Origin of the sequence: Actinoplanes sp. SE50/110 (assembly GCF_900119315.1) — a bacterium.
GTDB lineage: Bacteria > Actinomycetota > Actinomycetes > Mycobacteriales > Micromonosporaceae > Actinoplanes.
Window position 1 is genome coordinate 770533 of the sequence record NZ_LT827010.1, and the last position, 26199, is coordinate 796731.

Annotated in this window: 40 protein-coding genes; 39 read left to right on the forward strand and 1 reads right to left on the reverse strand. The window is 67.9% G+C overall.

The window, feature by feature from the left end:
- The first annotated feature begins 149 nt into the window (after window positions 1-149).
- The 37 genes from rpsL to truA all read left to right on the forward strand — a co-directional run bounded on the left by rpsL (window position 150) and on the right by truA (window position 22965).
- Window positions 150-524 (forward strand): 30S ribosomal protein S12, encoded by a 375-nt coding sequence (gene rpsL / locus ACSP50_RS03390; protein WP_007465318.1) that lies wholly within the window; start codon window positions 150-152, stop codon window positions 522-524.
- A 1-nt stretch (window position 525) separates the two neighbouring features.
- On the forward strand, window positions 526-996 hold the full coding sequence (rpsG, locus tag ACSP50_RS03395) for a 30S ribosomal protein S7 (protein ID WP_014687753.1): 471 nt from the start codon (window positions 526-528) through the stop codon (window positions 994-996).
- Window positions 997-1080: 84 nt separating this feature from the next.
- Entirely contained in the window at window positions 1081-3177 is a 2097-nt protein-coding gene (gene fusA / locus ACSP50_RS03400; protein WP_043510773.1) for an elongation factor G, read from the forward strand.
- 118 nt (window positions 3178-3295) lie between these two features.
- Window positions 3296-4489, forward strand: a complete 1194-nt coding sequence (gene tuf / locus ACSP50_RS03405; protein ID WP_014687755.1) for an elongation factor Tu — start codon at window positions 3296-3298, stop codon at window positions 4487-4489.
- 371 nt (window positions 4490-4860) lie between these two features.
- Window positions 4861-5169, forward strand: a complete 309-nt coding sequence (rpsJ, locus tag ACSP50_RS03410; RefSeq protein ID WP_007073037.1) for a 30S ribosomal protein S10 — start codon at window positions 4861-4863, stop codon at window positions 5167-5169.
- A gap of 12 nt (window positions 5170-5181) precedes the next feature.
- Window positions 5182-5832 carry a 50S ribosomal protein L3 gene (rplC, locus tag ACSP50_RS03415; protein WP_014687756.1) on the forward strand — a complete coding sequence of 217 codons (651 nt, stop codon included), beginning with the start codon at window positions 5182-5184 and terminating at the stop codon, window positions 5830-5832.
- Entirely contained in the window at window positions 5829-6476 is a 648-nt protein-coding gene (gene rplD, locus ACSP50_RS03420; RefSeq protein WP_014687757.1) for a 50S ribosomal protein L4, read from the forward strand. The genes rplC and rplD overlap by 4 nt, the downstream gene beginning before the upstream one ends.
- Window positions 6473-6775, forward strand: coding sequence for a 50S ribosomal protein L23 (rplW, locus tag ACSP50_RS03425; RefSeq protein WP_014687758.1), 303 nt, complete (start codon window positions 6473-6475; stop codon window positions 6773-6775). The genes rplD and rplW overlap by 4 nt, the downstream gene beginning before the upstream one ends.
- A gap of 14 nt (window positions 6776-6789) precedes the next feature.
- On the forward strand, window positions 6790-7629 hold the full coding sequence (gene rplB, locus ACSP50_RS03430) for a 50S ribosomal protein L2 (RefSeq protein WP_014687759.1): 840 nt from the start codon (window positions 6790-6792) through the stop codon (window positions 7627-7629).
- Between the two features lie 15 nt (window positions 7630-7644).
- Window positions 7645-7926, forward strand: coding sequence for a 30S ribosomal protein S19 (rpsS, locus tag ACSP50_RS03435; RefSeq protein ID WP_014687760.1), 282 nt, complete (start codon window positions 7645-7647; stop codon window positions 7924-7926).
- Window positions 7927-7963: 37 nt separating this feature from the next.
- Window positions 7964-8422 carry a 50S ribosomal protein L22 gene (gene rplV, locus ACSP50_RS03440; protein ID WP_014687761.1) on the forward strand — a complete coding sequence of 153 codons (459 nt, stop codon included), beginning with the start codon at window positions 7964-7966 and terminating at the stop codon, window positions 8420-8422.
- On the forward strand, window positions 8422-9273 hold the full coding sequence (gene rpsC, locus ACSP50_RS03445; RefSeq protein ID WP_014687762.1) for a 30S ribosomal protein S3: 852 nt from the start codon (window positions 8422-8424) through the stop codon (window positions 9271-9273). The genes rplV and rpsC overlap by 1 nt, the downstream gene beginning before the upstream one ends.
- 3 nt (window positions 9274-9276) lie before the next feature.
- Complete coding sequence (gene rplP / locus ACSP50_RS03450; RefSeq protein ID WP_014687763.1) at window positions 9277-9702, forward strand: 50S ribosomal protein L16; 426 nt, start codon at window positions 9277-9279, stop codon at window positions 9700-9702.
- Window positions 9702-9935, forward strand: a complete 234-nt coding sequence (rpmC, locus tag ACSP50_RS03455; RefSeq protein ID WP_014687764.1) for a 50S ribosomal protein L29 — start codon at window positions 9702-9704, stop codon at window positions 9933-9935. Before rplP ends, rpmC begins: the two co-directional genes overlap by 1 nt.
- Window positions 9932-10204: a 30S ribosomal protein S17 gene (gene rpsQ / locus ACSP50_RS03460; RefSeq protein WP_014687765.1), complete on the forward strand. Its 273-nt coding sequence runs from the start codon at window positions 9932-9934 to the stop codon at window positions 10202-10204. The genes rpmC and rpsQ overlap by 4 nt, the downstream gene beginning before the upstream one ends.
- Window positions 10205-10295: 91 nt before the next feature.
- Window positions 10296-10664 carry a 50S ribosomal protein L14 gene (gene rplN / locus ACSP50_RS03465; RefSeq protein WP_014687766.1) on the forward strand — a complete coding sequence of 123 codons (369 nt, stop codon included), beginning with the start codon at window positions 10296-10298 and terminating at the stop codon, window positions 10662-10664.
- Window positions 10661-10981: a 50S ribosomal protein L24 gene (rplX, locus tag ACSP50_RS03470; RefSeq protein ID WP_085945543.1), complete on the forward strand. Its 321-nt coding sequence runs from the start codon at window positions 10661-10663 to the stop codon at window positions 10979-10981. Before rplN ends, rplX begins: the two co-directional genes overlap by 4 nt.
- Window positions 10981-11550: a 50S ribosomal protein L5 gene (gene rplE / locus ACSP50_RS03475; protein ID WP_014687768.1), complete on the forward strand. Its 570-nt coding sequence runs from the start codon at window positions 10981-10983 to the stop codon at window positions 11548-11550. Before rplX ends, rplE begins: the two co-directional genes overlap by 1 nt.
- Before the next feature lie 2 nt (window positions 11551-11552).
- Window positions 11553-11738 carry a type Z 30S ribosomal protein S14 gene (locus ACSP50_RS03480; RefSeq protein WP_014440734.1) on the forward strand — a complete coding sequence of 62 codons (186 nt, stop codon included), beginning with the start codon at window positions 11553-11555 and terminating at the stop codon, window positions 11736-11738.
- A 76-nt stretch (window positions 11739-11814) separates the two neighbouring features.
- Window positions 11815-12222, forward strand: a complete 408-nt coding sequence (rpsH, locus tag ACSP50_RS03485; RefSeq protein ID WP_014440735.1) for a 30S ribosomal protein S8 — start codon at window positions 11815-11817, stop codon at window positions 12220-12222.
- A gap of 14 nt (window positions 12223-12236) precedes the next feature.
- On the forward strand, window positions 12237-12776 hold the full coding sequence (rplF, locus tag ACSP50_RS03490) for a 50S ribosomal protein L6 (protein ID WP_014687769.1): 540 nt from the start codon (window positions 12237-12239) through the stop codon (window positions 12774-12776).
- 8 nt (window positions 12777-12784) lie between these two features.
- On the forward strand, window positions 12785-13168 hold the full coding sequence (gene rplR, locus ACSP50_RS03495) for a 50S ribosomal protein L18 (protein ID WP_172898847.1): 384 nt from the start codon (window positions 12785-12787) through the stop codon (window positions 13166-13168).
- Between the two features lie 13 nt (window positions 13169-13181).
- Entirely contained in the window at window positions 13182-13805 is a 624-nt protein-coding gene (rpsE, locus tag ACSP50_RS03500) for a 30S ribosomal protein S5 (RefSeq protein WP_014687771.1), read from the forward strand.
- Entirely contained in the window at window positions 13805-13987 is a 183-nt protein-coding gene (rpmD, locus tag ACSP50_RS03505) for a 50S ribosomal protein L30 (RefSeq protein ID WP_014687772.1), read from the forward strand. The genes rpsE and rpmD overlap by 1 nt, the downstream gene beginning before the upstream one ends.
- Window positions 13987-14436: a 50S ribosomal protein L15 gene (rplO, locus tag ACSP50_RS03510; protein WP_014687773.1), complete on the forward strand. Its 450-nt coding sequence runs from the start codon at window positions 13987-13989 to the stop codon at window positions 14434-14436. The genes rpmD and rplO overlap by 1 nt, the downstream gene beginning before the upstream one ends.
- Window positions 14437-14669: 233 nt before the next feature.
- Entirely contained in the window at window positions 14670-16010 is a 1341-nt protein-coding gene (gene secY / locus ACSP50_RS03515; protein ID WP_014687774.1) for a preprotein translocase subunit SecY, read from the forward strand.
- Window positions 16011-16081: 71 nt separating this feature from the next.
- Window positions 16082-16735: an adenylate kinase gene (locus ACSP50_RS03520; protein ID WP_014687775.1), complete on the forward strand. Its 654-nt coding sequence runs from the start codon at window positions 16082-16084 to the stop codon at window positions 16733-16735.
- A 1-nt stretch (window position 16736) separates the two neighbouring features.
- A complete protein-coding gene (gene map, locus ACSP50_RS03525) occupies window positions 16737-17573 on the forward strand; it encodes a type I methionyl aminopeptidase (RefSeq protein WP_014687776.1) in 837 nt (278 codons plus the stop codon).
- Window positions 17574-17619: 46 nt separating this feature from the next.
- Window positions 17620-18063, forward strand: a complete 444-nt coding sequence (locus ACSP50_RS03530; protein ID WP_014687777.1) for a DUF1707 domain-containing protein — start codon at window positions 17620-17622, stop codon at window positions 18061-18063.
- Between the two features lie 218 nt (window positions 18064-18281).
- The gene (gene infA, locus ACSP50_RS03535) at window positions 18282-18503 is read left to right on the forward strand and encodes a translation initiation factor IF-1 (RefSeq protein ID WP_007073013.1); all 222 of its coding nucleotides are present in this window, start codon (window positions 18282-18284) and stop codon (window positions 18501-18503) included.
- A gap of 47 nt (window positions 18504-18550) precedes the next feature.
- A complete protein-coding gene (rpmJ, locus tag ACSP50_RS03540; RefSeq protein ID WP_014687778.1) occupies window positions 18551-18667 on the forward strand; it encodes a 50S ribosomal protein L36 in 117 nt (38 codons plus the stop codon).
- Between the two features lie 148 nt (window positions 18668-18815).
- On the forward strand, window positions 18816-19196 hold the full coding sequence (gene rpsM / locus ACSP50_RS03545; protein ID WP_014687779.1) for a 30S ribosomal protein S13: 381 nt from the start codon (window positions 18816-18818) through the stop codon (window positions 19194-19196).
- 17 nt (window positions 19197-19213) lie between these two features.
- On the forward strand, window positions 19214-19621 hold the full coding sequence (gene rpsK, locus ACSP50_RS03550; RefSeq protein WP_014440747.1) for a 30S ribosomal protein S11: 408 nt from the start codon (window positions 19214-19216) through the stop codon (window positions 19619-19621).
- A 16-nt stretch (window positions 19622-19637) separates the two neighbouring features.
- Entirely contained in the window at window positions 19638-20264 is a 627-nt protein-coding gene (gene rpsD / locus ACSP50_RS03555; protein WP_014687780.1) for a 30S ribosomal protein S4, read from the forward strand.
- Window positions 20265-20346: 82 nt separating this feature from the next.
- Window positions 20347-21369, forward strand: coding sequence for a DNA-directed RNA polymerase subunit alpha (locus ACSP50_RS03560; RefSeq protein ID WP_014687781.1), 1023 nt, complete (start codon window positions 20347-20349; stop codon window positions 21367-21369).
- Between the two features lie 35 nt (window positions 21370-21404).
- Window positions 21405-21983 (forward strand): 50S ribosomal protein L17, encoded by a 579-nt coding sequence (gene rplQ / locus ACSP50_RS03565; RefSeq protein ID WP_014687782.1) that lies wholly within the window; start codon window positions 21405-21407, stop codon window positions 21981-21983.
- Between the two features lie 151 nt (window positions 21984-22134).
- Window positions 22135-22965 (forward strand): tRNA pseudouridine(38-40) synthase TruA, encoded by an 831-nt coding sequence (gene truA / locus ACSP50_RS03570; protein ID WP_014687783.1) that lies wholly within the window; start codon window positions 22135-22137, stop codon window positions 22963-22965.
- A 27-nt stretch (window positions 22966-22992) separates the two neighbouring features.
- Here truA and ACSP50_RS03575 read toward each other — a convergent pair whose 3' ends face one another.
- Window positions 22993-23802: a hypothetical protein gene (locus ACSP50_RS03575; RefSeq protein WP_014687784.1), complete on the reverse strand. Its 810-nt coding sequence runs from the start codon at window positions 23800-23802 to the stop codon at window positions 22993-22995.
- 95 nt (window positions 23803-23897) lie between these two features.
- On the opposite strand from ACSP50_RS03575, the gene ACSP50_RS03580 reads away from it, so the two are divergent.
- Entirely contained in the window at window positions 23898-24518 is a 621-nt protein-coding gene (locus tag ACSP50_RS03580; RefSeq protein ID WP_014687785.1) for a class I SAM-dependent methyltransferase, read from the forward strand.
- Between the two features lie 26 nt (window positions 24519-24544).
- Window positions 24545-26191, forward strand: a complete 1647-nt coding sequence (locus ACSP50_RS03585; RefSeq protein WP_014687786.1) for an ABC-F family ATP-binding cassette domain-containing protein — start codon at window positions 24545-24547, stop codon at window positions 26189-26191.
- Window positions 26192-26199 lie beyond the last annotated feature (8 nt).

Consider the following 26199-nt stretch of genomic DNA (forward strand, 5'->3'; position numbering starts at 1 on the left):
CGTGGGCTCATCACGCGTAGCGGGACCGTGAGCCGGACGACACGCCCGACCGCGGGTGCGGGACGCTCCTCCCTGGAGCGCCTCGCACACAGGCAGAACACTCGGTGCGGCCGTAAACAGGAAGCGGCCGAAGGGAGCGGAGAAACCCGGTGCCCACGATCCAGCAGCTGGTCCGCAAGGGCCGCCAGGCGAAGACGACCAAGACGAAGACGCCGGCACTGAAGGGAAGCCCTCAGCGGCGCGGCGTGTGTACCCGCGTGTACACCACCACCCCCAAGAAGCCGAACTCTGCGCTGCGCAAGGTCGCTCGCGTGAAGCTGAGCAGCCAGATCGAGGTCACGGCGTACATCCCGGGCGTCGGCCACAACCTGCAGGAGCACTCGATCGTGCTCGTGCGTGGCGGCCGTGTGAAGGACCTGCCCGGCGTCCGCTACAAGATCGTCCGCGGTTCGCTGGACACCCAGGGTGTCCGCAACCGCAAGCAGGCCCGCAGCCGTTACGGCGCGAAGAAGGAGAAGAGCTGACATGCCGCGTAAGGGCCCCGCTCAGCGTCACCCGGTGGTCGCTGACCCGGTGTACAACTCGCCGCTGGTCACCCAGCTGGTGAACAAGATCCTGGTCGGCGGCAAGCGTCAGCTCGCCGAGCGCATCGTGTACGGCGCCCTCGAGGGTGCCCGCGAGAAGAGTGGCACCGACCCGGTGGTCATCCTCAAGCGCGCGATGGACAACGTCAAGCCGACCCTCGAGGTCCGCAGCCGCCGCGTCGGTGGCGCGACCTACCAGGTCCCGGTCGAGGTGCGCACGCCGCGCCAGACCACCCTCGGTCTCCGCTGGCTGGTGCAGTACTCCAAGGCCCGCCGGGAGAAGACCATGATCGAGCGGCTGCAGAACGAGCTGCTGGACGCCAGCAACGGCCTCGGTGCCGCGGTGAAGCGTCGTGAGGACACCCACAAGATGGCGGAGTCCAACAAGGCCTTCGCGCACTACCGCTGGTAAGACCCTGCTGAGGCCCGGCTGCACGCCGGGCCGTGGCAGTCGTACCGGTCCACGAGACGACGACGAAGAAAAGTAGGGATGGAAGTGGCCGCCGCAGACGCGCTCGCCAAGGTTCGCAACATCGGCATCATGGCGCACATCGACGCTGGTAAGACCACGACGACCGAGCGGATCCTGTTCTACACCGGCATCACGTACAAGATCGGTGAGGTCCACGAGGGCGCTGCCGTCATGGACTGGATGGAGCAGGAGCAGGAACGCGGTATCACCATCACCTCCGCCGCCACGAAGTGCGAGTGGAAGGGCTACACGATCCAGATCATCGACACGCCCGGCCACGTCGACTTCACGGTCGAGGTCGAGCGGTCGCTGCGCGTGCTCGACGGCGCGGTCGCGGTGTACGACGGTGTGGCCGGCGTGGAGCCGCAGACGGAGAACGTCTGGCGCCAGGCCGACAAGTACCACGTCCCCCGGATGTGCTTCGTCAACAAGCTCGACCGGACCGGCGCGGACTTCTTCCGCTGCGTGCAGATGATGATCGACCGGCTCAACGCCACGCCGCTCGTTCTGCAGATCCCGATCGGGCTCGAGGCCGACCACATCGGCGTCGTCGACCTGATCAACATGAAGGCGCTCACCTGGCGCGGGGAGACCCAGAAGGGTGAGGACTACGCGATCGAGGAGATCCCGGCCGACCTGGTCGACTCCGCGAACGAGTGGCGCGAGAAGCTGGTCGAGACGCTGGCCGACGTCGACGACGCGGTGATGGAGAAGTACCTCGAAGGCGAAGAGGTCTCCATCGACGAGATCCGGGCCGCCATCCGGCGCGCCACGATCGCCAGCAAGGCCAACCCGGTCCTGTGCGGCTCGGCGTTCAAGAACAAGGGCGTTCAGCCCATGCTCGACGCCGTCGTCGACTACCTGCCGTCGCCGCTGGACATCCCGGCGATCGAGGGCACCGCGACCGACGGCGAGACCCCGATGCTGCGCAAGCCGTCGAACGACGAGCCGTTCTCCGGCCTGGCGTTCAAGATCCAGACGGACAAGCACCTCGGCAAGCTGACCTACGTCCGGGTCTACTCCGGCACGCTCGACTCCGGTTCCCAGGTGGTCAACTCCACCAAGGACCGCAAGGAGCGGATCGGCAAGATCTACCAGATGCACGCGAACAAGCGTGAGGAGCGCGCCACCGCGCAGGCCGGCGACATCATCGCCGTCCAGGGTCTGAAGCAGACCACCACCGGTGACACGCTCAGCGACCCGGCGAACCCGGTCATCCTGGAGTCGATGACCTTCCCGGAGCCGGTCATCCAGGTCGCCATCGAGCCGAAGACCAAGTCGGACCAGGAGAAGCTGGGCACCGCGATCCAGCGCCTGGCCGAGGAGGACCCGACCTTCCGCGTCTTCAACGACGAGGAGACCGGCCAGACGATCATCGCCGGCATGGGCGAGCTCCACCTGGACATCCTGGTGGACCGCATGCGCCGCGAGTTCAACGTCGAGGCCAACATCGGCAAGCCGCAGGTGGCGTACCGCGAGACGATCCGCGGCACCGTGGAGAAGCACACGTACGTCCACAAGAAGCAGACCGGTGGCTCGGGCCAGTACGCGAAGGTCGTCGTCAACGTCGAGCCGCTGTCGCTCGAGGCGGACGGCCCCACGTACGAGTTCGTGAACGCGGTGACCGGTGGTCGCATCCCCAAGGAGTTCATCCCCTCGGTGGACGCGGGCGCCCAGGACTCCCTCCAGTACGGCGTCCTCGCCGGCTACCCGCTGGTCGGCGTGAAGTTCACGCTGGTCGACGGTCAGTACCACGAGGTCGACTCGTCCGAGATGGCGTTCAAGATTGCCGGCTCCATGGCGATGAAGGAGGTGGCCCGCAAGGCCGATCCCGCGCTGCTGGAGCCGATGATGTCCGTCGAGGTCACCACCCCTGAGGACAACATGGGTGACGTGATCGGCGACCTCAACTCCCGTCGTGGCATGATCCAGTCGATGGAGGAGCGTCACGGCGCCCGCGTCGTGAAGGCTCTGGTGCCGCTCTCGGAGATGTTCGGCTACGTCGGCGACCTGCGGTCGAAGACTGCGGGCCGGGCCAGCTACAGCATGCAGTTCGACTCCTACGCCGAGGTTCCGCAGAACGTGGCGAAGGAGATCATCGCTAAGGCCACCGGCGCCTGACGCGTTGAGGCACGTGCGGCCCGTCGAGGGCCGCACGTGCACGAGCAGTCGACAGAGTCCTGAGCGCCTTATCGGCGTGCCGGGCGAAAAGTAATGATCAGTCCACAGGAGGACACCAGTGGCGAAGGCGAAGTTCGAGCGGACTAAGCCGCACGTCAACATCGGCACCATTGGTCACATCGACCACGGTAAGACGACGCTGACTGCGGCCATCACGAAGGTCCTGCACGACGAGTTCCCTGAGCTCAACCCGTACACCCCGTTCGACGAGATCGACAAGGCGCCGGAGGAGAAGGCCCGCGGCATCACGATCTCGATCGCGCACGTCGAGTACCAGACCGCGGCGCGTCACTACGCGCACGTGGACTGCCCCGGCCACGCCGACTACATCAAGAACATGATCACCGGTGCCGCCCAGATGGACGGCGCGATCCTGGTCGTGGCCGCCACCGACGGCCCGATGCCGCAGACCAAGGAGCACGTCCTCCTGGCCCGCCAGGTCGGCGTTCCGTACATCGTCGTCGCCCTGAACAAGAGCGACATGGTCGAGGACGAGGAGCTCCTGGAGCTCGTCGAGCTCGAGGTCCGCGAGCTGCTGAGCACCTACGAGTTCCCGGGCGACGACCTGCCGGTCGTGCGCGTGTCGGCGCTCAAGGCGCTCGAGGGCGACCCGGAGTGGACCGGCAAGCTGCTCGAGCTGATGAACGCGGTCGACACCGCGATCCCGCAGCCCGAGCGGGAGACCGAGAAGCCGTTCCTCATGCCGATCGAGGACGTCTTCACGATCACCGGTCGTGGCACCGTGGTGACCGGTCGCGCCGAGCGCGGCATCCTCAAGCCGAACGAGGAGGTCGAGATCGTCGGTATCCGCGAGAAGTCGACCAAGACCGTCTGCACCGGCATCGAGATGTTCCGCAAGCTGCTCGACGAGGCCCGCGCGGGTGAGAACGTCGGTCTGCTGCTGCGTGGCATCAAGCGCGAGGACGTCGAGCGCGGCATGGTCGTCGTGAAGCCGGGCACCTCCACTCCGCACACGGAGTTCGAGGGCCAGGTCTACATCCTCTCGAAGGAGGAGGGTGGCCGGCACACCCCGTTCTTCCAGAACTACCGGCCGCAGTTCTACTTCCGCACCACGGACGTCACCGGCGTCGTCACGCTGCCCGAGGGCACCGAGATGGTCATGCCCGGCGACTCCACCTCGATGGCCGTGAAGCTGATCCAGCCGATCGCCATGGAGCAGGGCCTGAAGTTCGCGATCCGTGAGGGTGGCCGCACCGTCGGCGCCGGCACGGTCACGAAGATCACCAAGTGATTGCGGGTTGTCGCCGGTGAGAGCCGGTGACAACCCCCACCGGTGACCCCGATTAGCAATGCTGCGTTCAATCGGGCATACTAGTCAGGTTGCGTCCGCGCGGGGTGGGTGGCTGGCGTTCGTCAGCCGCCCACCCTCGCCGGGTGTCCGGGTGTGTTTCCAGCCGCCCGGCGCCCTCAGATCCCCGCGATCGCGTTCGTCCCCGGCAAGATCGGGGATGGAGGCCGAAAGCTGAGTGCCCAGCACTCTGTGACGAGGCGCGACACGCCCGACCGCGGGGGTCGGACAACGCAGGATCAACGGTCCTGCGGGCATGTGGGGGCCACCGCCTCCGCACGTAGCGGCATCGAGAGAAGGAAACAGAAGCCACCATGGCGGGACAGAAGATCCGCATCCGGCTCAAGGCCTATGACCACGAGGTCGTCGACTCCTCGGCGCGGAAGATCGTCGAGACGGTGACGCGTACCGGGGCGCAGGTCGCGGGCCCGGTGCCGCTGCCCACGGAGATCAACCGTTTCTGCGTGATCCGTTCGCCGCACAAGTACAAGGACTCGCGCGAGCACTTCGAGATGCGCACGCACAAGCGTCTGATCGACATCATCGACCCGACTCCGAAGACGGTCGACTCGCTCATGCGCCTCGACCTGCCGGCTGGCGTCGACATCGAGATCAAGCTGTAGGGATCCGGACAAATGGACAGGCAAGTAAAGGGGATCCTGGGCGCCAAGCTCGGCATGACCCAGGTCTGGGACAACAACAAGGTCGTCCCGGTGACCGTGGTTCAGGCCGGCCCGTGCGTCGTGACCCAGGTCCGTACTGACGAGAAGGACGGCTACTCGGCTGTCCAGCTGGCCTACGGCGCGATTGACCCCCGCAAGGTCAACAAGCCCGAGAGCGGCCACTACGCGAAGGCCGGTGTGTCGCCGCGGCGCCACATCGTCGAGCTTCGTACCGTCGACGCCTCCGAGTACGAGCTCGGCCAGGAGGTCACCGTCGAGGCGTTCGCCGCGGGTACCGCGATCGACGTCACCGGTAAGACCAAGGGCAAGGGCTACGCCGGTGTCATGAAGCGGCACGGCTTCCACGGTCTGCGGGCCAGCCACGGTGTCGAGCGCAAGCACCGCTCGCCCGGCTCGATCGGCGCCTGCGCGACCCCGGGTCGCGTCTTCAAGGGCGTGAAGATGGCCGGCCGCATGGGCGGCAAGCGCTACACCGTGCAGAACCTGACGGTGCAGGCGGTCGACACCGAGCGCAACCTGATCCTGGTCCGCGGCGCTGTGCCCGGCCCGAAGGGCGCGCTGATCCTGGTCCGTACCGCGGCCAAGAAGGGTGGTGTCAAGTGAGCTCGGTGGACATCATCAACGCCGAGGGCGCGAAGGCCGGCTCGGTCGACCTGCCCGCCAGCGTCTTCGACGCGCAGGCGAACATCCCGCTGATGCACCAGGTCGTCGTGGCCCAGCTGGCCGCGGCCCGCCAGGGCACGCACAAGGCGAAGACCCGCGGCGAGGTCGCCGGCGGCGGCAAGAAGCCGTACAAGCAGAAGGGCACCGGTCGCGCCCGTCAGGGCTCGATCCGCGCGCCGCAGTTCACCGGTGGTGGCGTCGTGCACGGTCCCGTGCCGCGTGACTACAGCCAGCGGACCCCGAAGAAGATGAAGGCCGCCGCCCTGCGTGGCGCCCTCTCCGACCGGGCCCGCGACGGCCGCGTGTTCGTCGTCGAGTCCTTCGTCAGCGGCGAGACGCCGTCGACCAAGGCCGCCGTCGCCACGCTGCGGAAGGTGGCGCAGACCACCAAGGTTCTCGTCGTGCTGGACAGCCAGGACGAGCTGAACTGGATCTCGCTGCGCAACGAGCCGACCGTGCACCTCATCGAGGCCGGCCAGCTGAACACGTACGACGTGCTGGTCGCCGACGAGGTGGTCTTCACCAAGGTCGCGCTCGACGAGTTCCTGGGCGGGTCCGAGACGTCCGAGGAGGGCGACAAGTGAGCACGATCGCCGACCCGCGCGACATCATCGTCGCCCCGGTGGTCTCCGAGAAGAGCTACAGCGTTCTCGACCAGAACTGGTACACCTTCCTGGTCAACCCGGACGCCAACAAGACGCAGATCAAGATCGCGATCCAGCAGATCTTCAACGTCCGCGTGCTGACCGTCAACACCGCGAACCGCGAGGGCAAGCGCAAGCGCACCAAGACCGGTTTCGGTCAGCGCAAGGCGACCAAGCGCGCGATGGTGAAGCTGGCTGACGGTGACCGTATCGAGGCCTTCGGCGGCCCGGTCAGCTAAGGGGTTTGTGAATCATGGCTATCCGTAAGTACAAGCCGACCACGCCGGGCCGTCGCGGCTCGAGCGTCGCCGACTTCGCCGAGATCACCCGGTCCACCCCGGAGAAGTCTCTGCTGGTCCCGCTGCCCAAGAAGGGTGGTCGCAACGTCCACGGCCGCATCACCACGCGGCACCAGGGCGGTGGCCACAAGCGGCAGTACCGGCTGATCGACTTCAAGCGGAACGACAAGGACGGCGTGCCGGCCAAGGTCGCTCACATCGAGTACGACCCCAACCGCACCGCCCGCATCGCGCTGCTGCACTACGCCGACGGTGAGAAGCGCTACATCGTGGCGCCGAAGGACCTGAAGCAGGGTGACCGCGTCGAGTCCGGCGTCGGCGCCGACATCAAGCCGGGCAACAACCTGCCCCTGCGCAACATCCCGGTCGGTACGACGATCCACAACGTGGAGCTTCGTCCCGGCGGTGGCGCCAAGCTGGCCCGTTCGGCCGGCGTCGGCATCCAGCTCCTGGGCCGTGAGGGTGTGTACGCCACGCTGCGTATGCCCTCCGGCGAGATTCGTCGCGTCGACGTGCGCTGCCGCGCCACCGTCGGTGAGATCGGCAACGCCGAGCAGTCGAACATCAACTGGGGCAAGGCTGGTCGCATGCGGTGGAAGGGCAAGCGCCCGACCGTCCGTGGTGTCGCCATGAACCCTGTCGACCACCCGCACGGTGGTGGTGAGGGTAAGACCTCGGGTGGTCGCCACCCGGTGAACCCGGCGGGTAAGCCCGAGGGCCGTACCCGTCGCAAGGGCCAGCCGAGCGACAAGCTGATCGTTCGCCGCCGCTACGCCACCCGCAAGCGCGGGTAACGGGAGTAGAAGAAGATGCCTCGCAGCCTGAAGAAGGGCCCGTTCGTCGACGACCACCTGCTCAAGAAGGTGGAAGTCCAGAACGAGAAGAACTCGAAGAACGTCATCAAGACCTGGTCGCGGCGTTCGACCATCATCCCGGACATGCTCGGGCACACGATCGCCGTGCATGACGGGCGCAAGCACGTCCCGGTGTTCGTCACCGAGGCGATGGTCGGGCACAAGCTCGGCGAGTTCGCTCTGACCCGCACGTTCAAGGGTCACGAGAAGGACGACCGCAAGAGCCGTCGTCGCTAAGCAGATACACGGATTAGAGGATCAAGGAGCTACAGCGATGCCAGCAAAGGGCGACGCTCCGGTGCTTCCGGGCGCGCGGGCGGTTGCGCGACACGTGCGCATCTCGCCGAACAAGGCGCGCCGGGTGGTCAACCTCGTCCGCGGTCTGCCCGCGAAGGAGGCGCTGACCGTCCTGCAGTTCGCGCCGCAGGCCGCCAGCGAGCAGGTCTACAAGGTGCTTGCCAGCGCCGTGGCGAACGCGGAGAACAACGAGCGGCTCGACCCCGACGCACTCCTCGTGAGCGAGGCGTTCGTCGACGAGGGTCCCACGCTCAAGCGTTTCCGTCCGCGGGCGCAGGGCCGGGCGTACCGGATCCGCAAGCGTACGAGTCACATCACCATCGCGGTCGAGGCGGTCCAGGTGGCCCGCCCGGCGAAGAAGGCCACGGCGAAGAAGGCTGCCAAGCCGGCTGAGCCGCAGGCTGCCGAGTCCCAGAGCACGGAGGGTGCCGAGTAATGGGTCAGAAGGTTCACCCCACCGGGTTCCGCCTCGGCATCTCCACCGACTGGAAGAGCCGCTGGTTCGCGGACAAGCTCTACAAGGACTACATCGGCGAGGACGTCAAGATCCGCCGGATGATGTCCAAGGGTCTTGAGCGTGCCGGCATCTCCAAGGTGGACATCGAGCGGACCCGCGACCGGGTCCGGGTCGACATCCACACCGCCCGGCCGGGCATCGTCATCGGCCGTAAGGGTGCGGAGGCCGACCGGATCCGCGGCGAGCTCGAGAAGCTCACCGGCAAGCAGGTCCAGCTGAACATCCTCGAGGTCAAGAGCCCCGAGTCGGACGCGCAGCTGGTGGCCCAGGGCGTCGCCGAGCAGCTGTCCTCCCGGGTCAGCTTCCGCCGGGCGATGCGCAAGGCCATGCAGTCGGCCATGAAGAACCCGATCTGCAAGGGCATCCGGGTGCAGGTCTCCGGCCGCCTCGGCGGCGCGGAGATGAGCCGCACGGAGTTCTACCGTGAGGGTCGCGTTCCGCTGCACACGCTCCGGGCCAACATCGAGTACGGCTTCTTCGAGGCCCGTACCACGTTCGGCCGGATCGGCGTGAAGGTCTGGATCTACAAGGGCGACGCCGTTCCCGGCCGCGAGGCCGTGGCCGAGGCGCCGGCGCGTCCGCGCCGTGACCGCGCCGAGCGTCCCGAGCGTCCGCGCCGTGGCCGTTCCGGTTCGTCCGGCACGACCGCGGGTGGCACCGAGGCGGGCCGTGCCGCGGCCCAGTCCCGGTCCACCGCGGACGGCGACAACGCGAACGACGCCGCGGTTGCCGCGGCTCCGGCTCCGGCCGAAACGCAGCAGGAGGGCTGACACATGCTGATGCCGCGTAAGCCCCCGAAGGGCTTCCGTAAGCCGCACCACCCGGACCGCCACGGCGCGTCCAAGGGCGGCAACCGGGTCGTCTTCGGCGAGTTCGGTATCCAGGCTCTCGAGCCGGCGTACGTGACCAACCGGCAGATCGAGTCGGCGCGTATCGCGATGACCCGTCACATCAAGCGTGGCGGCAAGGTCTGGATCTCGATCTTCCCGGACCAGGCGCTGACCAAGAAGCCGGCCGAAACCCGCATGGGTTCCGGTAAGGGTTCTCCCGAGTGGTGGGTGGCGAACGTCAAGCCGGGCCGGATTCTCTTCGAGATGTCCTTCCCGAACGAGACGGTCGCGCGTGAGGCGATGCGCCGCGCGATCCACAAGCTCCCGATGAAGTGCCGCATCGTGACGCGCGAAGTGGGTGAAAGCTGATGGCAGCGGGCGTTAAGGCAGCCGAGCTGCGCGAGAGCTCCGACGAGGAGCTGATCGCGAAGCTGCGGGAGGCCAAGGCTGAGCTGTTCAACCTTCGCGTGCAGCGCGCGACCGGCCAGCTCGACAATCACCGTCGACTGCAGGTCGTCCGCAAGGACATTGCGAAGATCTACACGATCATGCGTGAGCGCGAGCTGGGGCTCTCGGTTGCGCCGGATGAGGTGAGCGCATGAGTGAGAACACTGTTGCGCCGCGCGCCCAGCGCAAGGTGCGTGAGGGTCTCGTGGTCAGCGACAAGATGGACAAGACCGTCGTCGTCGAGGTCGAGGACCGCGTCAAGCACGCGCTGTACGGCAAGGTCATCCGTCGTACCCGCAAGCTGAAGGTGCACGACGAGCAGAACTCCGCCGGCACCGGCGACCGGGTTTCGATCATGGAGACCCGCCCGCTGTCCGCTACCAAGCGGTGGCGCATCGTGGAGATCCTCGAAAAGGCCAAGTGAGTACGCTGGGCCGGCTATGGCCGGCCCAGCGGACCATCGTTCCGCCAAGCTTCGGTGGTCACCGGAGAACTGGCAGACATAGGAGACAGACGTGATCCAGCAGGAGTCGCGACTGCGCGTCGCCGACAACACGGGTGCCCGGGAGATCCTGTGCATCCGCGTACTCGGTGGCTCCGGTCGCCGTTACGCGAGCATCGGCGACGTCATCGTGGCCACGGTCAAGGACGCCATCCCCGGCGCCGGTGTGAAGAAGGGTGACGTCGTCAAGGCGGTCATCGTCCGCACCAGCAAGGAGCGGCGTCGTCCGGACGGCTCGTACATCCGCTTCGACGAGAACGCCGCCGTCATCATCAAGGACGGCGGGGACCCCCGCGGTACCCGCATCTTCGGCCCGGTCGGGCGCGAGCTGCGCGACAAGCGGTTCATGAAGATCATCAGCCTGGCGCCGGAGGTGCTCTGACCGTGAAGATCAAGAAGGGCGACACGGTCGTCGTCATCGCCGGTAAGGACAAGGGCGCCAAGGGCAAGGTCATCGCGGCCTTCCCGGCGCGGGACAAGGTCCTGGTCGAGGGCGTCAACCGAGTCAAGAAGCACGAACGCATCCGCACCACCCAGCGTGGTTCGAAGACCGGTGGCATCGTGACCCAGGAGGCCGCGATCCACATCTCCAACGTTCAGATCGTGGACGACCAGGGGAAGCCGACCCGGATCGGTTACCGGATCGACGAGAACGGCAACAAGGTCCGGATCGCGCGTACGACCGGTAAGGAACTGTGATGACTGCCGCCACTGAGACGAAGGCGCTGCCGCGCCTGAAGAGCAAGTACCGGGCCGAGGTCATCCCGGCGCTGCAGGAGCAGCACAAGTACGCCAACCCCATGCAGATCCCCGGCCTGGTCAAGGTCGTCGTGAACATGGGTGTCGGCGAGGCTGCCCGCGACGCCAAGCTCATCGACGGCGCGGTCCGCGACCTGACCACGATCACCGGTCAGAAGCCGCTGATCCGCCGGGCGACCAAGTCGATCGCGCAGTTCAAGCTCCGCGAGGGCATGCCGATCGGCGCCAAGGTCACCCTGCGGGGCGACCGGATGTGGGAGTTCCTGGACCGGCTGCTGTCCATCTCCCTGCCGCGTATCCGTGACTTCCGGGGCCTCGACGGCCGCAAGCTGGACGGGCACGGCAACTACACCTTCGGTCTGACCGAGCAGTCGGTGTTCCACGAGATCGACCAGGACAAGATCGATCGCCCGCGGGGCATGGACATCACGGTGGTCACCACCGCCTCGACCGACGACGAGGGCCGGGCGCTGCTGAAGCTCCTGGGCTTCCCGTTCAAGGAGAACTGAGCATGGCGAAGAAGGCGCTGATCATCAAGGCTGCCGCGAAGCCGAAGTTCGCCGTGCGCGCCTACACCCGCTGCCAGAAGTGCGGTCGCCCGCACTCGGTCTACCGCAAGTTCGGCCTGTGCCGGGTTTGCGTGCGGGACATGGCTCACCGTGGTGAGCTGCCCGGCGTGTCCAAGGCCTCCTGGTAACCGACTTAGTAATACCGCTTCGCCGTAGGCCCGCGTGTCACGTGGGAACCCCGGCGAGAAAGGTTGACGAATACCCATGACGATGACGGACCCGATCGCAGACATGCTGACGCGTCTGCGCAACGCCAACCAGGCGTACCACGACAAGGTGACCATGCCGTACTCGAAGATCAAGGCGAACATCGCCGAGGTCCTCAAGGCGGAGGGCTACATCGCGTCCTGGACGTCTGAGGAGCCCGAGGAGGGCGCGGTCGGCAAGCGTCTGGTCGTTGAGCTCAAGTACGGCCAGAACCGCGAGCGCAGCCTCGCCGGCATCAAGCGCGTCTCGAAGCCCGGCCTGCGGGTTTACGCCAAGTCCGACGAGCTGCCCCGCGTGCTCGGCGGCCTCGGTGTCGCGATCATTTCGACGTCCCAGGGACTGCTGACCGACAAGCAGGCCCGCAAGCGGAGCGTTGGCGGGGAAGTCCTCGCCTTCGTCTGGTAACTGGAGACTTTGACATGTCGCGAATCGGACGTAAGTCGATCCCGGTCCCGGCCGGCGTCGATGTCACCATCACGGGGCAGACCGTCAAGGTCAAGGGCCCCAAGGGCGAGCTCTCGCACATCGTGGCCGAGCCGATCACGGTGTCCCAGGAGGGCGCCGAGCTGGTCGTCAACCGCCCGAACGACGAGCGCAAGGCCAAGGAGCTGCACGGTCTCTCGCGCACCCTGGTCGCCAACATGATCGTCGGGGTGACCGAGGGCTACAAGAAGACCCTCGAGATCAATGGCACCGGTTACCGTGTCACCGCGAAGGGCAAGGACCTGGAGTTCGCTCTGGGCTTCTCGCACCCGGTGAACATCGTGCCGCCGGCCGGGATCACCTTCTCGGTCGAGAAGCCCACCCAGTTCACTGTGGCGGGCATCGACAAGCAGCTGGTCGGCGAGGTCGCCGCCAACATCCGGAAGATCCGCCCGCCGGAGCCCTACAAGGGCAAGGGCGTCAAGTACCAGGGTGAGGTCATCCGCCGCAAGGCTGGAAAGGCAGGTAAGAAGTGACCGCCACGCTGCTCAAGCGCCGCAATGGCGGCGGCATCGCCTCCCGGCGGGCCGTTGGCAAGGCGCGTCGGCACTTCCGGGTCCGCAAGAACGTGCGCGGCACGGCCGAGCGTCCCCGCCTGGTCGTCACCCGGTCCACGCGGAACATCACCGCGCAGATCATCGACGACCTCAAGGGCCACACGCTGGCTTCGGCCTCGACCCTCGACACCTCGATCCGGGGCACCGAGGGCGACAAGAGCTCGCAGGCCGGCAAGGTCGGTGCGCTCCTCGCCGAGCGCGCCAAGGCCGCGGGTATTTCCAAGGTCGTCTTCGACCGCGGTGGCAACAAGTACGCGGGGCGTATCGCCGCGCTTGCCGATGCCGCTCGCGAAGCCGGACTCGAGTTCTAGGAGGGATTGACCAATGCCTGGTCAGCAGCGCCGTGGCGGCGGGTCCGGCGGTAACACCGAAGGTGGCGGCCGCCGGGACAACCGTCGCGAGGGCGGCCGCGGTAACGCGCCCGTCGAGAAGACCCCGCACCTCGAGCGGGTCGTCGCGATCAACCGCGTCGCCAAGGTCGTCAAGGGTGGTCGTCGCTTCAGCTTCACCGCCCTGGTGATCGTCGGCGACGGTGACGGCACCGTCGGTGTCGGTTACGGAAAGGCCAAGGAGGTGCCCGCGGCGATCGCCAAGGGCGTCGAGGAGGCCAAGAAGCACTTCTTCAAGGTGCCGCGGATCGGTGCGACCATCCCGCACCCGATCACCGGTGAGGCTGCCGCGGGCGTCGTCCTGCTCAAGCCGGCGTCCGCTGGTACCGGTGTCATCGCCGGTGGCCCGGTGCGCGCCGTGCTGGAGTGCGCGGGCATCCACGACATCCTCTCGAAGAGCCTCGGCTCCTCGAACCCGATCAACATCGTGCACGCCACCGTGGCGGCGCTGAAGGGCCTCGAGTCCCCGGAGCAGGTCGCGGCTCGCCGCAGCCTGCCGGTCGAGGACGTGGCCCCGGCCGCGATGCTGGCGGCGCGTGCGGAAGCGGCGGTGCACTGATGGCGCGCTTGAAGGTCACCCAGATCCGGTCCGAGATCGGCCGTAAGCAGAACCAGCGGGACTCCCTGCGGTCGCTCGGCCTGAAGCGGATCAACGATGTGGTGGTCAAGGAGGACCGTCCCGAAATTCGGGGCATGATCTTCGCCGTGAACCACCTCGTCACTGTCGAGGAGGTCGAGTAATGGCGATCAAGATTCATGACCTGAAGCCGGCCCCCGGCGCCAAGACCAAGAAGACCCGCGTGGGTCGTGGTGAGGGCTCGAAGGGCAAGACGGCCGGTCGCGGTACCAAGGGCACCGGCGCCCGGAAGAACACTCCGGCGTCGTTCGAGGGTGGGCAGATGCCTATCCACATGCGCCTGCCGAAGATCAAGGGCCTGAAGAACCGCCCGCGGAACAAGGTCATCTTCCAGGTGGTCAACCTGGACAAGCTGGCCGAGCTGTTCCCGAACGGTGGCGAGGTCGGCCCGTCCGAGCTCGTCGAGGCCGGTGCGGTTCGCAAGAACCAGCCGGTGAAGGTGCTGGGCTCGGGTGAGCTGGGCGGCGTGTCGCTGACGATCTCGGCGCACGCGTTCAGTGAGTCCGCCAAGGAGAAGATCGCAGCCGCTGGTGGTTCCACCACCGAGCTGTGAGGCTTGCGGGGATGCTCGTCCGGACACGCTGTTCGGACGAGCATCCCCTTCCCGCGTCTGACCTGCACTTTTGTGTCGGCTCGTGACGTTGTGCCGCTTGCCCCGCTACCGTGGCTGACCACGGCGGGCCAAGACTGTTAGAGTCCGTTCCCAGCTAGGGATATCGGTCATCCGGACCGATGCCTTCCCCCCATACCGCCAAACGTGCGGTTACCTCGCGCAGGAGGAAGAAGTTGCTCTCCGCCTTTTCGAGTGCGTTGCGGACGCCTGACCTGCGCAAGAAGTTGTTGTTCACGGTGGCGATCATCGCGCTCTACCGGCTCGGCGCCACGCTGCCCAGCCCCGGTGTGTCGTACCACAACGTGCAGGCTTGTCTGAAGATCGAAGAGCAGTCCGGCAACCAGGTGCTGAACCTGTTGAACCTGTTCTCCGGTGGCGCGCTCCTCCAGCTCTCGGTCTTCGCGCTCGGCATCATGCCGTACATCACCGCGTCGATCATCCTGCAGCTGCTGACCGTGGTGATTCCGCGGCTCGAGCAGCTCCGCAAGGAGGGTCAGTCCGGTCAGGCGAAGATCACCCAGTACACCCGGTACCTGACGCTCGGCCTGGCGATCCTGCAGTCCTCGGCGTTCGTCGCGCTGGCCCGCACCGGGCAGCTGTTCGGCGGCCTCTGCGACCAGGACAACCCGCAGTTCCAGATCATCCCGGAGAACACCGGCATCCCGATCTGGCTGACGCTGAGCGTCCTGGTGATGACGATGACCGCCGGCACCGGTGTGGTCATGTGGCTCGGCGAGCTGGTCACCGACCGCGGCGTCGGCAACGGCATGTCCGTCCTGATCTTCACCTCGATCGCCGCCCGCCTCCCCGGTGAGGGCTGGACCATCAAGCAGTCCGCCGGCACCGCGAAGTTCCTCCTGGTGATCGCGCTGGTCCTGGTGATCATCGCGCTGGTCGTCTTCATCGAGCAGGCCCAGCGGCGCATCCCGGTGCAGTACGCCAAGCGCATGATCGGCCGGCGGATGTACGGCGGTACCTCCACCTACATCCCGCTCAAGGTGAACCAGGCGGGTGTCGTCCCGGTCATCTTCGCGTCGTCGCTGCTCTACCTGCCGCAGCTGTACCTGCAGTTCTTCAACAAGAACACGCTGAAGGACTACCAGATCTGGATCCAGAACTGGCTGGCGACGCCGACCAGCTGGCTCTACATCACCGTGTACTTCCTGCTCATCATCTTCTTCACGTACTTCTACGTGTCGATCACGTTCAACCCGACTGAGGTCGCGGAGAACATGAAGAAGTACGGTGGTTTCGTGCCGGGTATCCGCCCGGGCAAGCCGACCGCCGACTACCTGGACTTCATCCTCAGCCGGATCACCCTGCCGGGCGCGCTGTACCTGGGTCTGATCTCGGTCCTACCGAACTTCTTCTTCATCTGGCTGGACCAGAAGCAGTACCAGAACTTCCCGTTCGGTGGCACCGCTGTGCTGATCATGGTGGGTGTGGGTCTGGAGACGGTGAAGCAGATCGAGAGCCAGCTCATGCAGCGGAACTACGAAGGGTTCCTCCGGTAGTGGGTACGCGGAGCCGGGGGGCTCTGGCGGCGGTAGGCGTGGCTTCTTGCGAGCGAAGCGAGGCGATGTAGGTGCGGCTGGTGTTGGTGGGCCCTCCGGGGGCCGGCAAGGGGACCCAGGCTGAGTTCATCGCCGCCCACCTCGCCGTACCGAAGATCTCGACCGGGGACATCTTCCGGGCCAACGTGTCGCAGGGGACGCCGCTGGGCGTCGAGGCCAAGCGCTACATGGACGCCGGCCAGCTGGTGCCGGACGAGGTGACCATCAACATGGTCCGGGACCGCCTGGCCGAGCCGGACGCCGGCGACGGCTTCCTGCTCGACGGGTTCCCGCGCACGGTGCCGCAGGCGGCCGCGCTGGACAAGCTGCTGGCCGACCTCGGCACCGCGCTGGATCTGGTGATGGAGCTCGTGGTCGACGACGACGAGGTGATCCGGCGGCTCTCCGGCCGCCGGACCTGCCGCGGCTGCGGCAAGATCTGGCACGTCGAGTTCGACCCGACCAGCAAGGAGAACATCTGCGACCGGTGCGGGTCGGAGCTGTTCCAGCGGGACGACGACAAGGCCGAGACGATCGCCAACCGCCTGGTGGAGTACGCCGACAAGACGGCTCCGCTGGTCGACTACTACGGCGCCCAGGGCAAGCTGGTGGGCATCGACGCCACCGGTCCGGTCGAGGACGTCACCGTGCGCGCGATCGACGCCCTGCGGTCGTACGGGGGCTGAGATGCGACGTCAGGAGCTGGACATCCAGCTGAAGACGCCGGAGCAGATCGAGAAGATGCGGGCGGCCGGCCTGGTCGTGCACGCCGCGCTGGAAGCGATGCGCGCCGCGGTCGCACCCGGCGTCTCGACGGCCGACCTGGACGCCATCGCGGAGAAGACGATCCGCGAGGCCGGCGCCATCCCGTCGTTCAAGGGCTACCACGGCTTCCCCGCCTCGATCTGCGCCTCGGTCAACGAGCAGGTCGTGCACGGCATCCCGGGAGCCCAGCAGATCCTCGCCGAGGGCGACCTGATCTCGCTGGACTGCGGGGCGATCCTGGACGGCTGGCACGGCGACTCGGCGATCACCGTCGGCGTCGGCGAGACCGACCCGGCACTGCTGCGGATGGCCGAGGTGGCCGAGGATGCGATGTGGGCCGGGATCGCCGCGGCCGCCCGGGGCGCCGCGAACGGCCGGGGTCGGCTCACCGACATCTCGTTCAACGTCGAGAAGGTGATCCGCAAGGCCGGCCGGTACGGGATCGTCGACGGCTACGGTGGCCACGGCATCGGCACCGAGATGCACCAGGAACCGCACGTGCTCAACCACGGCAAGCCGGGGCGTGGCCCGCGGCTGGTCGTGGGCATGGCATTGGCGATCGAGCCGATGATCACGATGGGCTCGCCGCGGACCGTGGAGCTCTCCGACGGCTGGACCGTGGTGACCCGGGACGGATCCCGCGCGGCGCACGTGGAGCACACCATGGCGCTGTTGGAGGACGGGGTGTGGGTGACCACCGCCCTGGACGGCGGCCGGGCCCGTCTCGGCGATCTGGTGACCGCGCGACAGCCTCTGTAACCGTTGGCCGGCGCCTGGCATGCTGTGACCCATGGGACGCGAGGGGATGCGGGCCGCGGACAGTGATCGTCAGCGGGTCGCGGATCAGTTGAAGTCCGCGCTCGACGAGGGCCGCCTGGACCTGAACGAGTACGACGAGCGGGTCCAGCGGGCCTATTCCGCCCGGACCTACGGCGATCTCGACGGCCTGCTCGACGACCTGCCCGGCACGGTTCCGGTGCAGCACGCCCAGGTGCAGCCGGCGCCCCCGCCGCCGCAGCCGCACCCGCTGGCCCCGCCGATTCCGCAGCAGCCGTGGAAAAAGGACCCGCAGACCGGTCGGCACACCTTCGGCTCGGCCCTGTCCGCCTTCCTGGTGTGCACGCTGATCTGGACGATCACGTCGGTCGCCGCCGGTCACGCGTACTACTTCTGGCCGGCCTGGGTCTTGATCCCGGTGGTCATCACGGCGGTCGGGGCGCTCACTGAGCGCAACCGCCGGGGGCGCTAGCGACGCGCGTGACACGCCCGACCCCGGGTAACGGTGACCTCAGTTTGGCGTCCCCGGGACGTGCGCGTAGACTGGCTTGCTGGCGCGCAGCGTCCACTCTTTCATGTCCTCAGCGCTTCGAGGAACGAGGGAGCCGCGGCTGGTCCGAGCCCACCAAGAGGCTCGGGTACGGCGTTGCACAGCCTGCCCCAGAACCCGATGTACAGGTAGCGGAGGACATGCCTAAGAAAGACGGAGCCATCGAGATCGAAGGCCGAGTGATCGAGCCTCTCCCGAACGCTATGTTCCGCGTTGAGCTCGCCAATGGTCACAAGGTCCTGGCACACATCTCCGGGAAGATGCGTCAGCACTACATTCGCATCCTTCCCGAGGACAGGGTCGTCGTCGAACTCTCGCCGTACGACCTGACCCGTGGGCGCATCGTCTACCGCTACAAATAACGGGTCGCGGGGATTTTGTCCCGTCTGACTGAGAGTTAAGGCAAACCGTGAAGGTCAAGCCGAGCGTCAAGCGGATCTGCAACAACTGCCGGATCATCCGGCGGCACGGCCGGGTCATGGTGATTTGCAGCACCGACCCGCGCCACAAGCAGCGCCAGGGCTGATCAACCCGCGCAGGATCCGCACCACTGAATAAGCTCGTCCCAGCTGTTTCTCAAAGCTGCACCCCCGGTCGGAGGCCGGGGCCCGCCCGGGCAGGCGGGATGGGACGGGTACAGACCTCCGCGACAACAACGAGGAGTACGCCCAGCAATGGCTCGTCTCGTCGGCGTCGATCTTCCCCGCGAAAAGCGGATGGAGATCGCGCTCACCTACATCTTCGGGATCGGGCGCACCCGGTCCGTCGAAGCATTGACCGCTACGGCGATCGACCTGAACAAGCGCGCCAAGGACCTCACGGAAGAGGAGCTGCTCAAGCTCCGCGAATACATTGAGGCCAACTTCAAGGTTGAGGGCGACCTGCGCCGCGAGGTCGCCGCGGACATCCGCCGCAAGGTTGAGATCGGCTGCTACGCCGGCATCCGCCACCGCAAGGGCCTGCCCGTGCGAGGACAGCGGACCCGGACCAACGCTCGTACCCGCAAGGGCCCGAAGCGCACGGTCGCCGGTAAGAAGAAGCCCGGTCGGAAGTAATAGGAGCGCACTGACTTATGCCACCGAAGGCACGCGCAGGGGCCGCAGTCAAGAAGGTCCGGCGCAAGGAACGCAAGAACGTCGCCCACGGGCAGGCGCACATCAAGAGCACCTTCAACAACACCATCGTGTCGATCACCGACCCGACCGGTGCGGTCATCTCCTGGGCCTCGTCCGGCCAGGTGGGCTTCAAGGGCTCCCGCAAGTCCACTCCGTTCGCCGCCCAGCTGGCCGCCGAGGCCGCTGCGCGTCGCGCCATGGAGCACGGCATGCGCAAGGTCGACGTGTTCGTCAAGGGCCCCGGTTCCGGCCGGGAGACCGCCATCCGTTCGCTGCAGGCCGCTGGTCTGGAGGTCGGTCAGATCTCCGACGTGACCCCGCAGCCGCACAACGGGTGCCGTCCGCCTAAGCGTCGTCGGGTCTGAGGGAGATCTAGAAGCAATGGCTCGTTACGTTGGTGCGGACTGCAAGCGCTGCCGCCGCGAAAAGATGAAGCTGTTCCTCAAGGGCAGCAAGTGCGACGGGCCGAAGTGCCCGTTCGAGTCGCGTCCCTTCCCGCCCGGCCAGCACGGCCGTGGCCGGACCAAGGAGACCGAGTACCTGCTCCAGCACCGCGAGAAGCAGAAGGCCCGCCGCGTGTACGGCGTGCTCGAGAAGCAGTTCCGCGGTTACTACGAGGAGGCTGTCACCAAGCCCGGCAAGACCGGTGAGGTGCTGCTGCAGATCCTCGAGTCCCGTCTCGACAACGTCGTCTACCGGGCCGGCTACGCCGCGTCCCGCGACGCCGCCCGCCAGCTGGTCAAGCACGGCCACTTCCTGGTGAACGGCGTCAAGGTCGACATCCCGTCGTACCGGGTGAAGGAGCACGACATCGTCACGCTCCGCGAGAAGTCGAAGGAGATGACTCCCTTCGTCGTCGCGCAGGCCCAGGCCGGGTCCCGGCCGGTGCCGGCGTGGCTGGAGCCCATCCCGAGCGAGATGAAGATCCTGATCCACACGCTTCCGGCTCGCGCGGTCATCGACACGCAGGTCCAGGAGCAGCTGATCGTGGAGCTCTACTCCAAGTAATAAGTTGTCCGGCGCCTGCGAGGGCGCCGGACAAGCCCGACGGCCATCAAATAGCGGTTGGCCTGACAGAAAGAAGAACAGCGTGCTCATCAGCCAGCGACCGAGCCTCTCGGAAGAGTCGCTCAGCGAAACCCGCTCCCGGTTCACCATCGAGCCGCTCGAGCCGGGCTTCGGCTACACCCTCGGTAACTCGCTGCGGCGGACCCTGCTGTCGTCCATCCCGGGCGCGGCGGTCACCAGCATCAAGGTCGACGGCGTGCTTCACGAGTTCACCACGATCCCCGGTGTCAAGGAGGACGTGGTCGAGCTGGTCATGAACGTCAAGGAACTGACCGTCAGCTCGGAGCACGACGAGCCGGTCAGCATGTACCTGCGCAAGCAGGGCCCGGGCGACGTGACCGCCGGGGACATCCAGCCGCCGGCCGGTGTCTCCGTGCACAACCCCGACCTGAAGCTGGCCACCCTGAACAGCAAGGGCCGGCTCGACATGGAGCTGACCGTGGAGCGTGGCCGTGGCTACGTCACCGCGGCGCAGAACAAGAGCGCGGGCGCCGAGATCGGCCGGATCCCGGTCGACTCGATCTACTCGCCGGTGCTCAAGGTCACCTACCGCGTCGAGGCGACCCGTGTCGAGCAGCGCACCGACTTCGACCGTCTGATCATCGACGTCGAGTCGAAGGCGTCCATCTCGCCGCGGACCGCGCTGGCCTCGGCCGGCTCGACCCTGGTGGAGCTCTTCGGCCTGTGCCGGGAGCTGGACGAGACCGCCGAGGGCATCGACATCGGCCCGTCGCCGCAGGACGCGCAGCTCGCTGCCGACCTGGCGCTGCCGATCGAGGAGCTGGACCTCACCGTTCGTTCGTACAACTGCCTCAAGCGCGAGGGCATCAACAGCGTGGGCGAGTTGATAGGGCGTACGGAGGCCGATCTTCTGGACATCCGGAACTTCGGCCAGAAGTCCATCGACGAGGTCAAGATGAAGCTCGCCGGAATGGGCCTGGGCCTGAAGGACAGCGCGCCTTCCTTTGACCCGGCGCACGTCGTGGATTCGTTCGGCGACGTGGACTACGACACCGACGACTACCGCGAGACCGAGCAGCTCTAAGCTCGGTTGCGCCACTTCTTCAAGGAGCATCTGAAATGCCCACGCCCACCAAGGGTGCCCGCCTCGGCGGCAGCCCGGCACACGAGAAGCTCATCATGGCCAACCTGGCCACCGAGCTCTTCCGGCACGGGAAGATCAAGACCACCGAGACGAAGGCCAAGCGGCTGCGCCCGCTGGCTGAGCAGCTCATCACGAAGGCCAAGCGCGGCGACCTGCACGCCCGTCGCCGGGTGCTGACCGTCGTGAAGGACAAGGACGTCGTGTACGCCCTGTTCGAGCAGATCGCTCCGCGGTACACCGGTCGTCCCGGTGGCTACACCCGGATCACCAAGACCGGTCCCCGCAAGGGCGACGCCGCTCCGATGGCGATCATCGAGCTGGTCGAGGAGGCCCCGGTCGCGGCCACCACCGCTCCCGCCGCCAAGGCTGCCGCTCGCAAGGCCGCCGCGCAGCAGGACAAGGTCGAGGCGCTGGCTCCGGAGGAGACGGTTCCGGCGGTCGCCGACGACACCGTCGCCGACGACCAGGACGCCGAGGCTCCGGTCAACGCCTCCGGTGACAAGGGCGCCGAGGGCCCGGGCAACCAGGCCGAGGGCGACGACATCAAGGCCTGATCTTCGCGTCATCACGAAGGGCTCGGCATCCGCTCAGGGTGCCGGGCCCTTCGCCCTTGACAACCACGATTGTTTCGTACGACCCGAGCACCGTCCCGTGGCCGCGGCGACGCGAGGCCGCTCGGGGCGAGGCCGAGGAGCGCACTGCGGCATGACGGACACCATCCGGCTACGACTCGACGTCACGTACGACGGCGCCGGCTTCTCGGGCTGGGCGGCCCAACCGGAACGACGTACCGTCGCCGGGGTCTTGACCGAAGCTCTGCACCGCATCCTCGGAGCCGCCGGCGCCGACCTGCCGCTCGGCCTCACCGTGGCCGGCCGCACCGACGCCGGGGTCCACGCCACCGGTCAGGTGTGCCACATCGACCTGCCCGCCGAGCGGTACGCGGACCTGGCCGGCACGCTGCTGCGCCGGCTGAACGGGCTACTGCCGCCGGACGCCCGGGTCAAGGGGGTGCTGCCGGTCCCGGCCACCTTCGACGCCCGCTTCTCGGCCACCTTCCGCCGCTACGAGTACCGGGTCTGCGACGACGGCTGGGGCCCCGAACCGCTGCGCCGGCACGACACCCTGGGCTGGGTCCGTCCGCTCGACCTGGACCTGCTCAACGCGGCCGCGGCCGGCCTGCTCGGCGAGCACGACTTCGCCGCCTTCTGTAAACGCAAGGAGCACGCCACCACGATCCGCGCCATCGCCCGCCTCGACTGGCGGCGCGAGCCGGACCGGACGCTGGTCGCCACCGTGCAGGCGGACGCGTTCTGCCAGGCGATGGTCCGCAGCCTGGTCGGCGCGATGCTCGCGGTCGGTGAGGGACGTCGTCCGCCGGACTGGCCGGCGAAGCTGCTCACCCTGCGGGAACGCTCCAGCGAGGTGACGGTCGCGCCGGCGCACGGGCTGACCCTGGTCGCGGTGGGTTATCCCACCGAGGCCGACTACGCGGTCCGCGCCGACGCCACCCGCCGGCTGCGCACCCTGCCCTGAGCCGGCCGCGCCGCGGTCGCCCACCGGTCAAGCGCGGCGGGCCAGGACCTGGTTGCTGAGGTACGTGTCGAGCAGTTGGGCGGTTATCTCGGACAGCCGCCGGTCCTGGCCGGTCGCCGCGACCCCGCCCGGGCCGGTGATGGCGCAGTACACCAGGTAGTGGCCGCGGGCCCGCCAGCCGACCGGGGTGCCGGGTTCGACCGGGGTGCCGGTCAGCGCGGTGAAGCTGCCGTCGCCGGTCTCCACCAGGTGCCGGACCTGGTCGGCGACCGCGGCCGCGCCCGGGGCGTCGACCAGGTTCAGGATGCCGGTGGTCACCCGGTAGTCGCCGTCGGGGACGGTGAGGGTGGCGCGGACGGCCTGGGAGCAGCCGTACGCGGTCAGCGCGGACCGCAGGGCGCCGGTGACCGCGAGAGTGCAGTCGGACTGGGCCCGGGTGTTCTCCACCCGGTAACCGGCGGCGCCGGGCGGGAAGGCCTCGGCGACGGTCAGCGGTTCCGGGTCGGCGGCGCGCGAGGTGAGCGCCTGGTCGGGGTCGGTGCCCGGCTGCTGATCGTCGCTGACGATCAGGAAGCTGAGGGTGGCGATGATGCCGAGCACGATGAGGGCGGCCAAGCCGCGGGCGAGCATCAGGTGGGCGGGGTGCGGCTCACGCCAGGCGTGCCGCCGGGTCCGGGCTGGTGTCCGGTGCTGGCCGGCGGCGGGCCTGCCGGACCCGGCGGCCCGGAAGGGTCCGGCTGCCCGCGGAGGGGGCCAGGCGAAGCTGCGGAGCAGGAGCATCAGATCGGGTGCCGGGGCGGCGCGGTGGGCGGAGCGGCTCGGGGTGGCGTACCGCATGGGTGACAACCTAGGAGCGTACGTCGGTCGATGAACGCACACGGTGTCCGACACCCGGTCGCCGCCGGGGCGTTGTGACACGGGAGACTGACCGGGTGAGCGCCGAGCATTACTTCAGCACCGACCCGGACGCGCCACTGCGCCGGAGTGCGATCGAGTTCAGTGTGGCCGGGCGCGACTACCGGCTGGCCGTGGCGAACGGGGTGTTCTCGGCGGGGCGGCTGGATCCGGGGACGGCGGTCCTGCTGCGCAAGGCGGAGCTGCCCGGGCCGGCGACCGAGGGTGCGCTGCTCGACATCGGGTGCGGCTACGGGCCGATCACCTGTGTGCTGGCCAGCGAGGCGCCGCGGGTGACGGTGCACGCGATCGACGTGAACTCCCGGGCGCGGGAGCTGACCGTGGAGAACGCGGCGGCCCTCGGACTGGCCGGCCGGGTGCGGGTGTCGGCGCCCGACGACGTGCCGGCCGGGGTGTCGTTCACGCAGATCTGGAGCAACCCGCCGACCCACGTGGGCAAGGCGGAGCTGCACGCGCTGATGGACCGCTGGCTGCCCCGGCTCGCGCCGGGCGGGGTGGGCTGGCTGGTGATCAACCGGAACCTCGGGGGTGACTCGCTGCACACCTGGCTGACCGACCGGGGCTGGGTGGTCGAGCGGATCGCCAGCCAGAAGGGGTTCCGGGTGCTGCGGGTGACCGGAAAACCGGCTGCCATCTGAGACCTGGACCGGGCAGGATGCCGGGCATGGGGTACGTGGATGTGGCCGGCGCCGGGTTCGTCCTGCCGGACGGGCGCGAGCTGTTCGCCGACGTGTCGTTCCGGGTCGGCGAGGGTGCCAAGGTGGCGCTGGTGGGTCCGAACGGGGCCGGCAAGACCACCCTGATGCGGATGGTGGCCGGCGACATCCCGGCGCAGACCGGCACCGTGGCGCGGGTCGGTGGGCTGGGCGTGATGCGCCAGTTCATCGGCATGATCGGCGACGACCGGACGTTGGAGGATCTGGCGCTGTCGCTGGTCGCGCCGCCGCTGCGGGCGGCCGGTGAGCGGCTTGCGACGGCGACCGCGGCGCTCGACGAGACCGAGCGCACCCAGCTGGCCTATGCGAACGCGCTGGCCCACTGGGGTGAGGTGGGCGGCTATGACGCCGAGGTGCTGTTCGACACGGTGACCGTCGCGATCCTCGGCAGGTCGTGGGACGAGGCCCGGTCCCGGATCGTGCGCACCCTGTCCGGCGGCGAGCAGAAGCGGTTCGCCCTCGACCTGCTGCTGCGCGGCCCTGACGAGGTGCTGCTGCTCGACGAGCCGGACAACTTCCTCGACGTGCCCGCGAAACGCTGGCTGGAGCAGCGGATCCGCGAGTCGGCCAAGTCGATCCTCTACGTCTCGCACGACCGGGAGCTGCTGGCCCAGACCGCCGACCGGGTGGTCGCGGTCGAGGGTGGCGGCGCCTGGACCCATCCGGGCGGCTTCGCCTCCTGGCACGAGGCCCGGTCGAACCGGCACGAGCGGATGGAGGAGCTGCGCCGCCGCTGGGAGGAGGAGCACGAGAAACTTCGCGAGCTGGTCTTCACGCTCAAGAACAAGGCGGCCTTCAACGACGGCCTGGCCTCGCGCTACCAGGCCGCGCAGACCCGGCTGCGCAAGTTCGAGGAGGCCGGGCCGCCCCCGCTGCCGCCCAAGGAGCAGTCGGTCCGGATGAACCTGCGCGGCGGCCGTACCGGCAAACGCTCGGTCATCTGCGAGAGCCTGGAACTGGAGGATCTGACCTTCCCGTTCGACCTGGAGATCTGGTACGGCGACCGGGTCGCGGTGCTGGGTGCCAACGGCACCGGCAAGTCGCACTTCCTGCGCCTGCTCGCGGCCGGCGGCAGCGAACCCGACCTGGAGCACAAGCCGGTCGACGGCGCACCGCTCGCGCACGTCGCGCACTCCGGGGTGGCGCGGCTCGGTGCCCGGGTCCGGCCCGGCCACTTCTCGCAGACCCATGACCGGCCCGAGCTGACCGAGCGCACCCTGGTCGAGATCCTCTGGCGCGGCGACGAGCACCGGTCGGGAGTAGACCGCGCCGGCGCGATGAAGGCGCTGAGCCGCTATGAGCTCGGCGCTCAGGGCGACCAGCGGTTCGGCACCCTGTCCGGCGGCCAGCAGGCGCGGTTCCTGGTGCTGCTGCTGGAGCTGTCCGGGGCCACCCTGCTGCTGCTCGACGAGCCCACCGACAACCTGGACCTGGCCTCCGCGGAGGCGCTGGAGGAGGGCCTCAAGGCCTTCGACGGCACCGTGATAGCCGTCACCCACGACCGCTGGTTCACCCGGTCCTTCGATCGCTTCGTGCTGTTCAGGAGCGATAACGAAGTTGTCGAGGTCCCTGAACCGGTCTGGGACGTCCGCTAGTTTTCTCG

Bases quoted from the DNA above. Each gene is read 5' to 3' on its own strand.
- rpsG (WP_014687753.1), top strand. From the start codon at position 526: ATGCCGCGTAAGGGCCCCGCTCAGCGTCACCCGGTGGTCGCTGACCCG.
- rpsJ (WP_007073037.1), top strand. From the start codon at position 4,861: ATGGCGGGACAGAAGATCCGCATCCGGCTCAAGGCCTATGACCACGAG.
- rplC (WP_014687756.1), top strand. From the start codon at position 5,182: ATGGACAGGCAAGTAAAGGGGATCCTGGGCGCCAAGCTCGGCATGACC.
- rplB (WP_014687759.1), top strand. From the start codon at position 6,790: ATGGCTATCCGTAAGTACAAGCCGACCACGCCGGGCCGTCGCGGCTCG.
- rpsS (WP_014687760.1), top strand. From the start codon at position 7,645: ATGCCTCGCAGCCTGAAGAAGGGCCCGTTCGTCGACGACCACCTGCTC.
- rplV (WP_014687761.1), top strand. From the start codon at position 7,964: ATGCCAGCAAAGGGCGACGCTCCGGTGCTTCCGGGCGCGCGGGCGGTT.
- rpsC (WP_014687762.1), top strand. From the start codon at position 8,422: ATGGGTCAGAAGGTTCACCCCACCGGGTTCCGCCTCGGCATCTCCACC.
- rplP (WP_014687763.1), top strand. From the start codon at position 9,277: ATGCTGATGCCGCGTAAGCCCCCGAAGGGCTTCCGTAAGCCGCACCAC.
- rpmC (WP_014687764.1), top strand. From the start codon at position 9,702: ATGGCAGCGGGCGTTAAGGCAGCCGAGCTGCGCGAGAGCTCCGACGAG.
- rpsQ (WP_014687765.1), top strand. From the start codon at position 9,932: ATGAGTGAGAACACTGTTGCGCCGCGCGCCCAGCGCAAGGTGCGTGAG.
- rplE (WP_014687768.1), top strand. From the start codon at position 10,981: ATGACTGCCGCCACTGAGACGAAGGCGCTGCCGCGCCTGAAGAGCAAG.
- ACSP50_RS03480 (WP_014440734.1), top strand. From the start codon at position 11,553: ATGGCGAAGAAGGCGCTGATCATCAAGGCTGCCGCGAAGCCGAAGTTC.
- rpsH (WP_014440735.1), top strand. From the start codon at position 11,815: ATGACGATGACGGACCCGATCGCAGACATGCTGACGCGTCTGCGCAAC.
- rplF (WP_014687769.1), top strand. From the start codon at position 12,237: ATGTCGCGAATCGGACGTAAGTCGATCCCGGTCCCGGCCGGCGTCGAT.
- rpsE (WP_014687771.1), top strand. From the start codon at position 13,182: ATGCCTGGTCAGCAGCGCCGTGGCGGCGGGTCCGGCGGTAACACCGAA.
- rpmD (WP_014687772.1), top strand. From the start codon at position 13,805: ATGGCGCGCTTGAAGGTCACCCAGATCCGGTCCGAGATCGGCCGTAAG.
- rplO (WP_014687773.1), top strand. From the start codon at position 13,987: ATGGCGATCAAGATTCATGACCTGAAGCCGGCCCCCGGCGCCAAGACC.
- map (WP_014687776.1), top strand. From the start codon at position 16,737: ATGCGACGTCAGGAGCTGGACATCCAGCTGAAGACGCCGGAGCAGATC.
- ACSP50_RS03530 (WP_014687777.1), top strand. From the start codon at position 17,620: ATGCGGGCCGCGGACAGTGATCGTCAGCGGGTCGCGGATCAGTTGAAG.
- infA (WP_007073013.1), top strand. From the start codon at position 18,282: ATGCCTAAGAAAGACGGAGCCATCGAGATCGAAGGCCGAGTGATCGAG.
- rpsM (WP_014687779.1), top strand. From the start codon at position 18,816: ATGGCTCGTCTCGTCGGCGTCGATCTTCCCCGCGAAAAGCGGATGGAG.
- rpsK (WP_014440747.1), top strand. From the start codon at position 19,214: ATGCCACCGAAGGCACGCGCAGGGGCCGCAGTCAAGAAGGTCCGGCGC.
- rpsD (WP_014687780.1), top strand. From the start codon at position 19,638: ATGGCTCGTTACGTTGGTGCGGACTGCAAGCGCTGCCGCCGCGAAAAG.
- rplQ (WP_014687782.1), top strand. From the start codon at position 21,405: ATGCCCACGCCCACCAAGGGTGCCCGCCTCGGCGGCAGCCCGGCACAC.
- truA (WP_014687783.1), top strand. From the start codon at position 22,135: ATGACGGACACCATCCGGCTACGACTCGACGTCACGTACGACGGCGCC.
- ACSP50_RS03575 (WP_014687784.1), bottom strand. From the start codon at position 23,802: ATGCGGTACGCCACCCCGAGCCGCTCCGCCCACCGCGCCGCCCCGGCA.
- ACSP50_RS03585 (WP_014687786.1), top strand. From the start codon at position 24,545: ATGGGGTACGTGGATGTGGCCGGCGCCGGGTTCGTCCTGCCGGACGGG.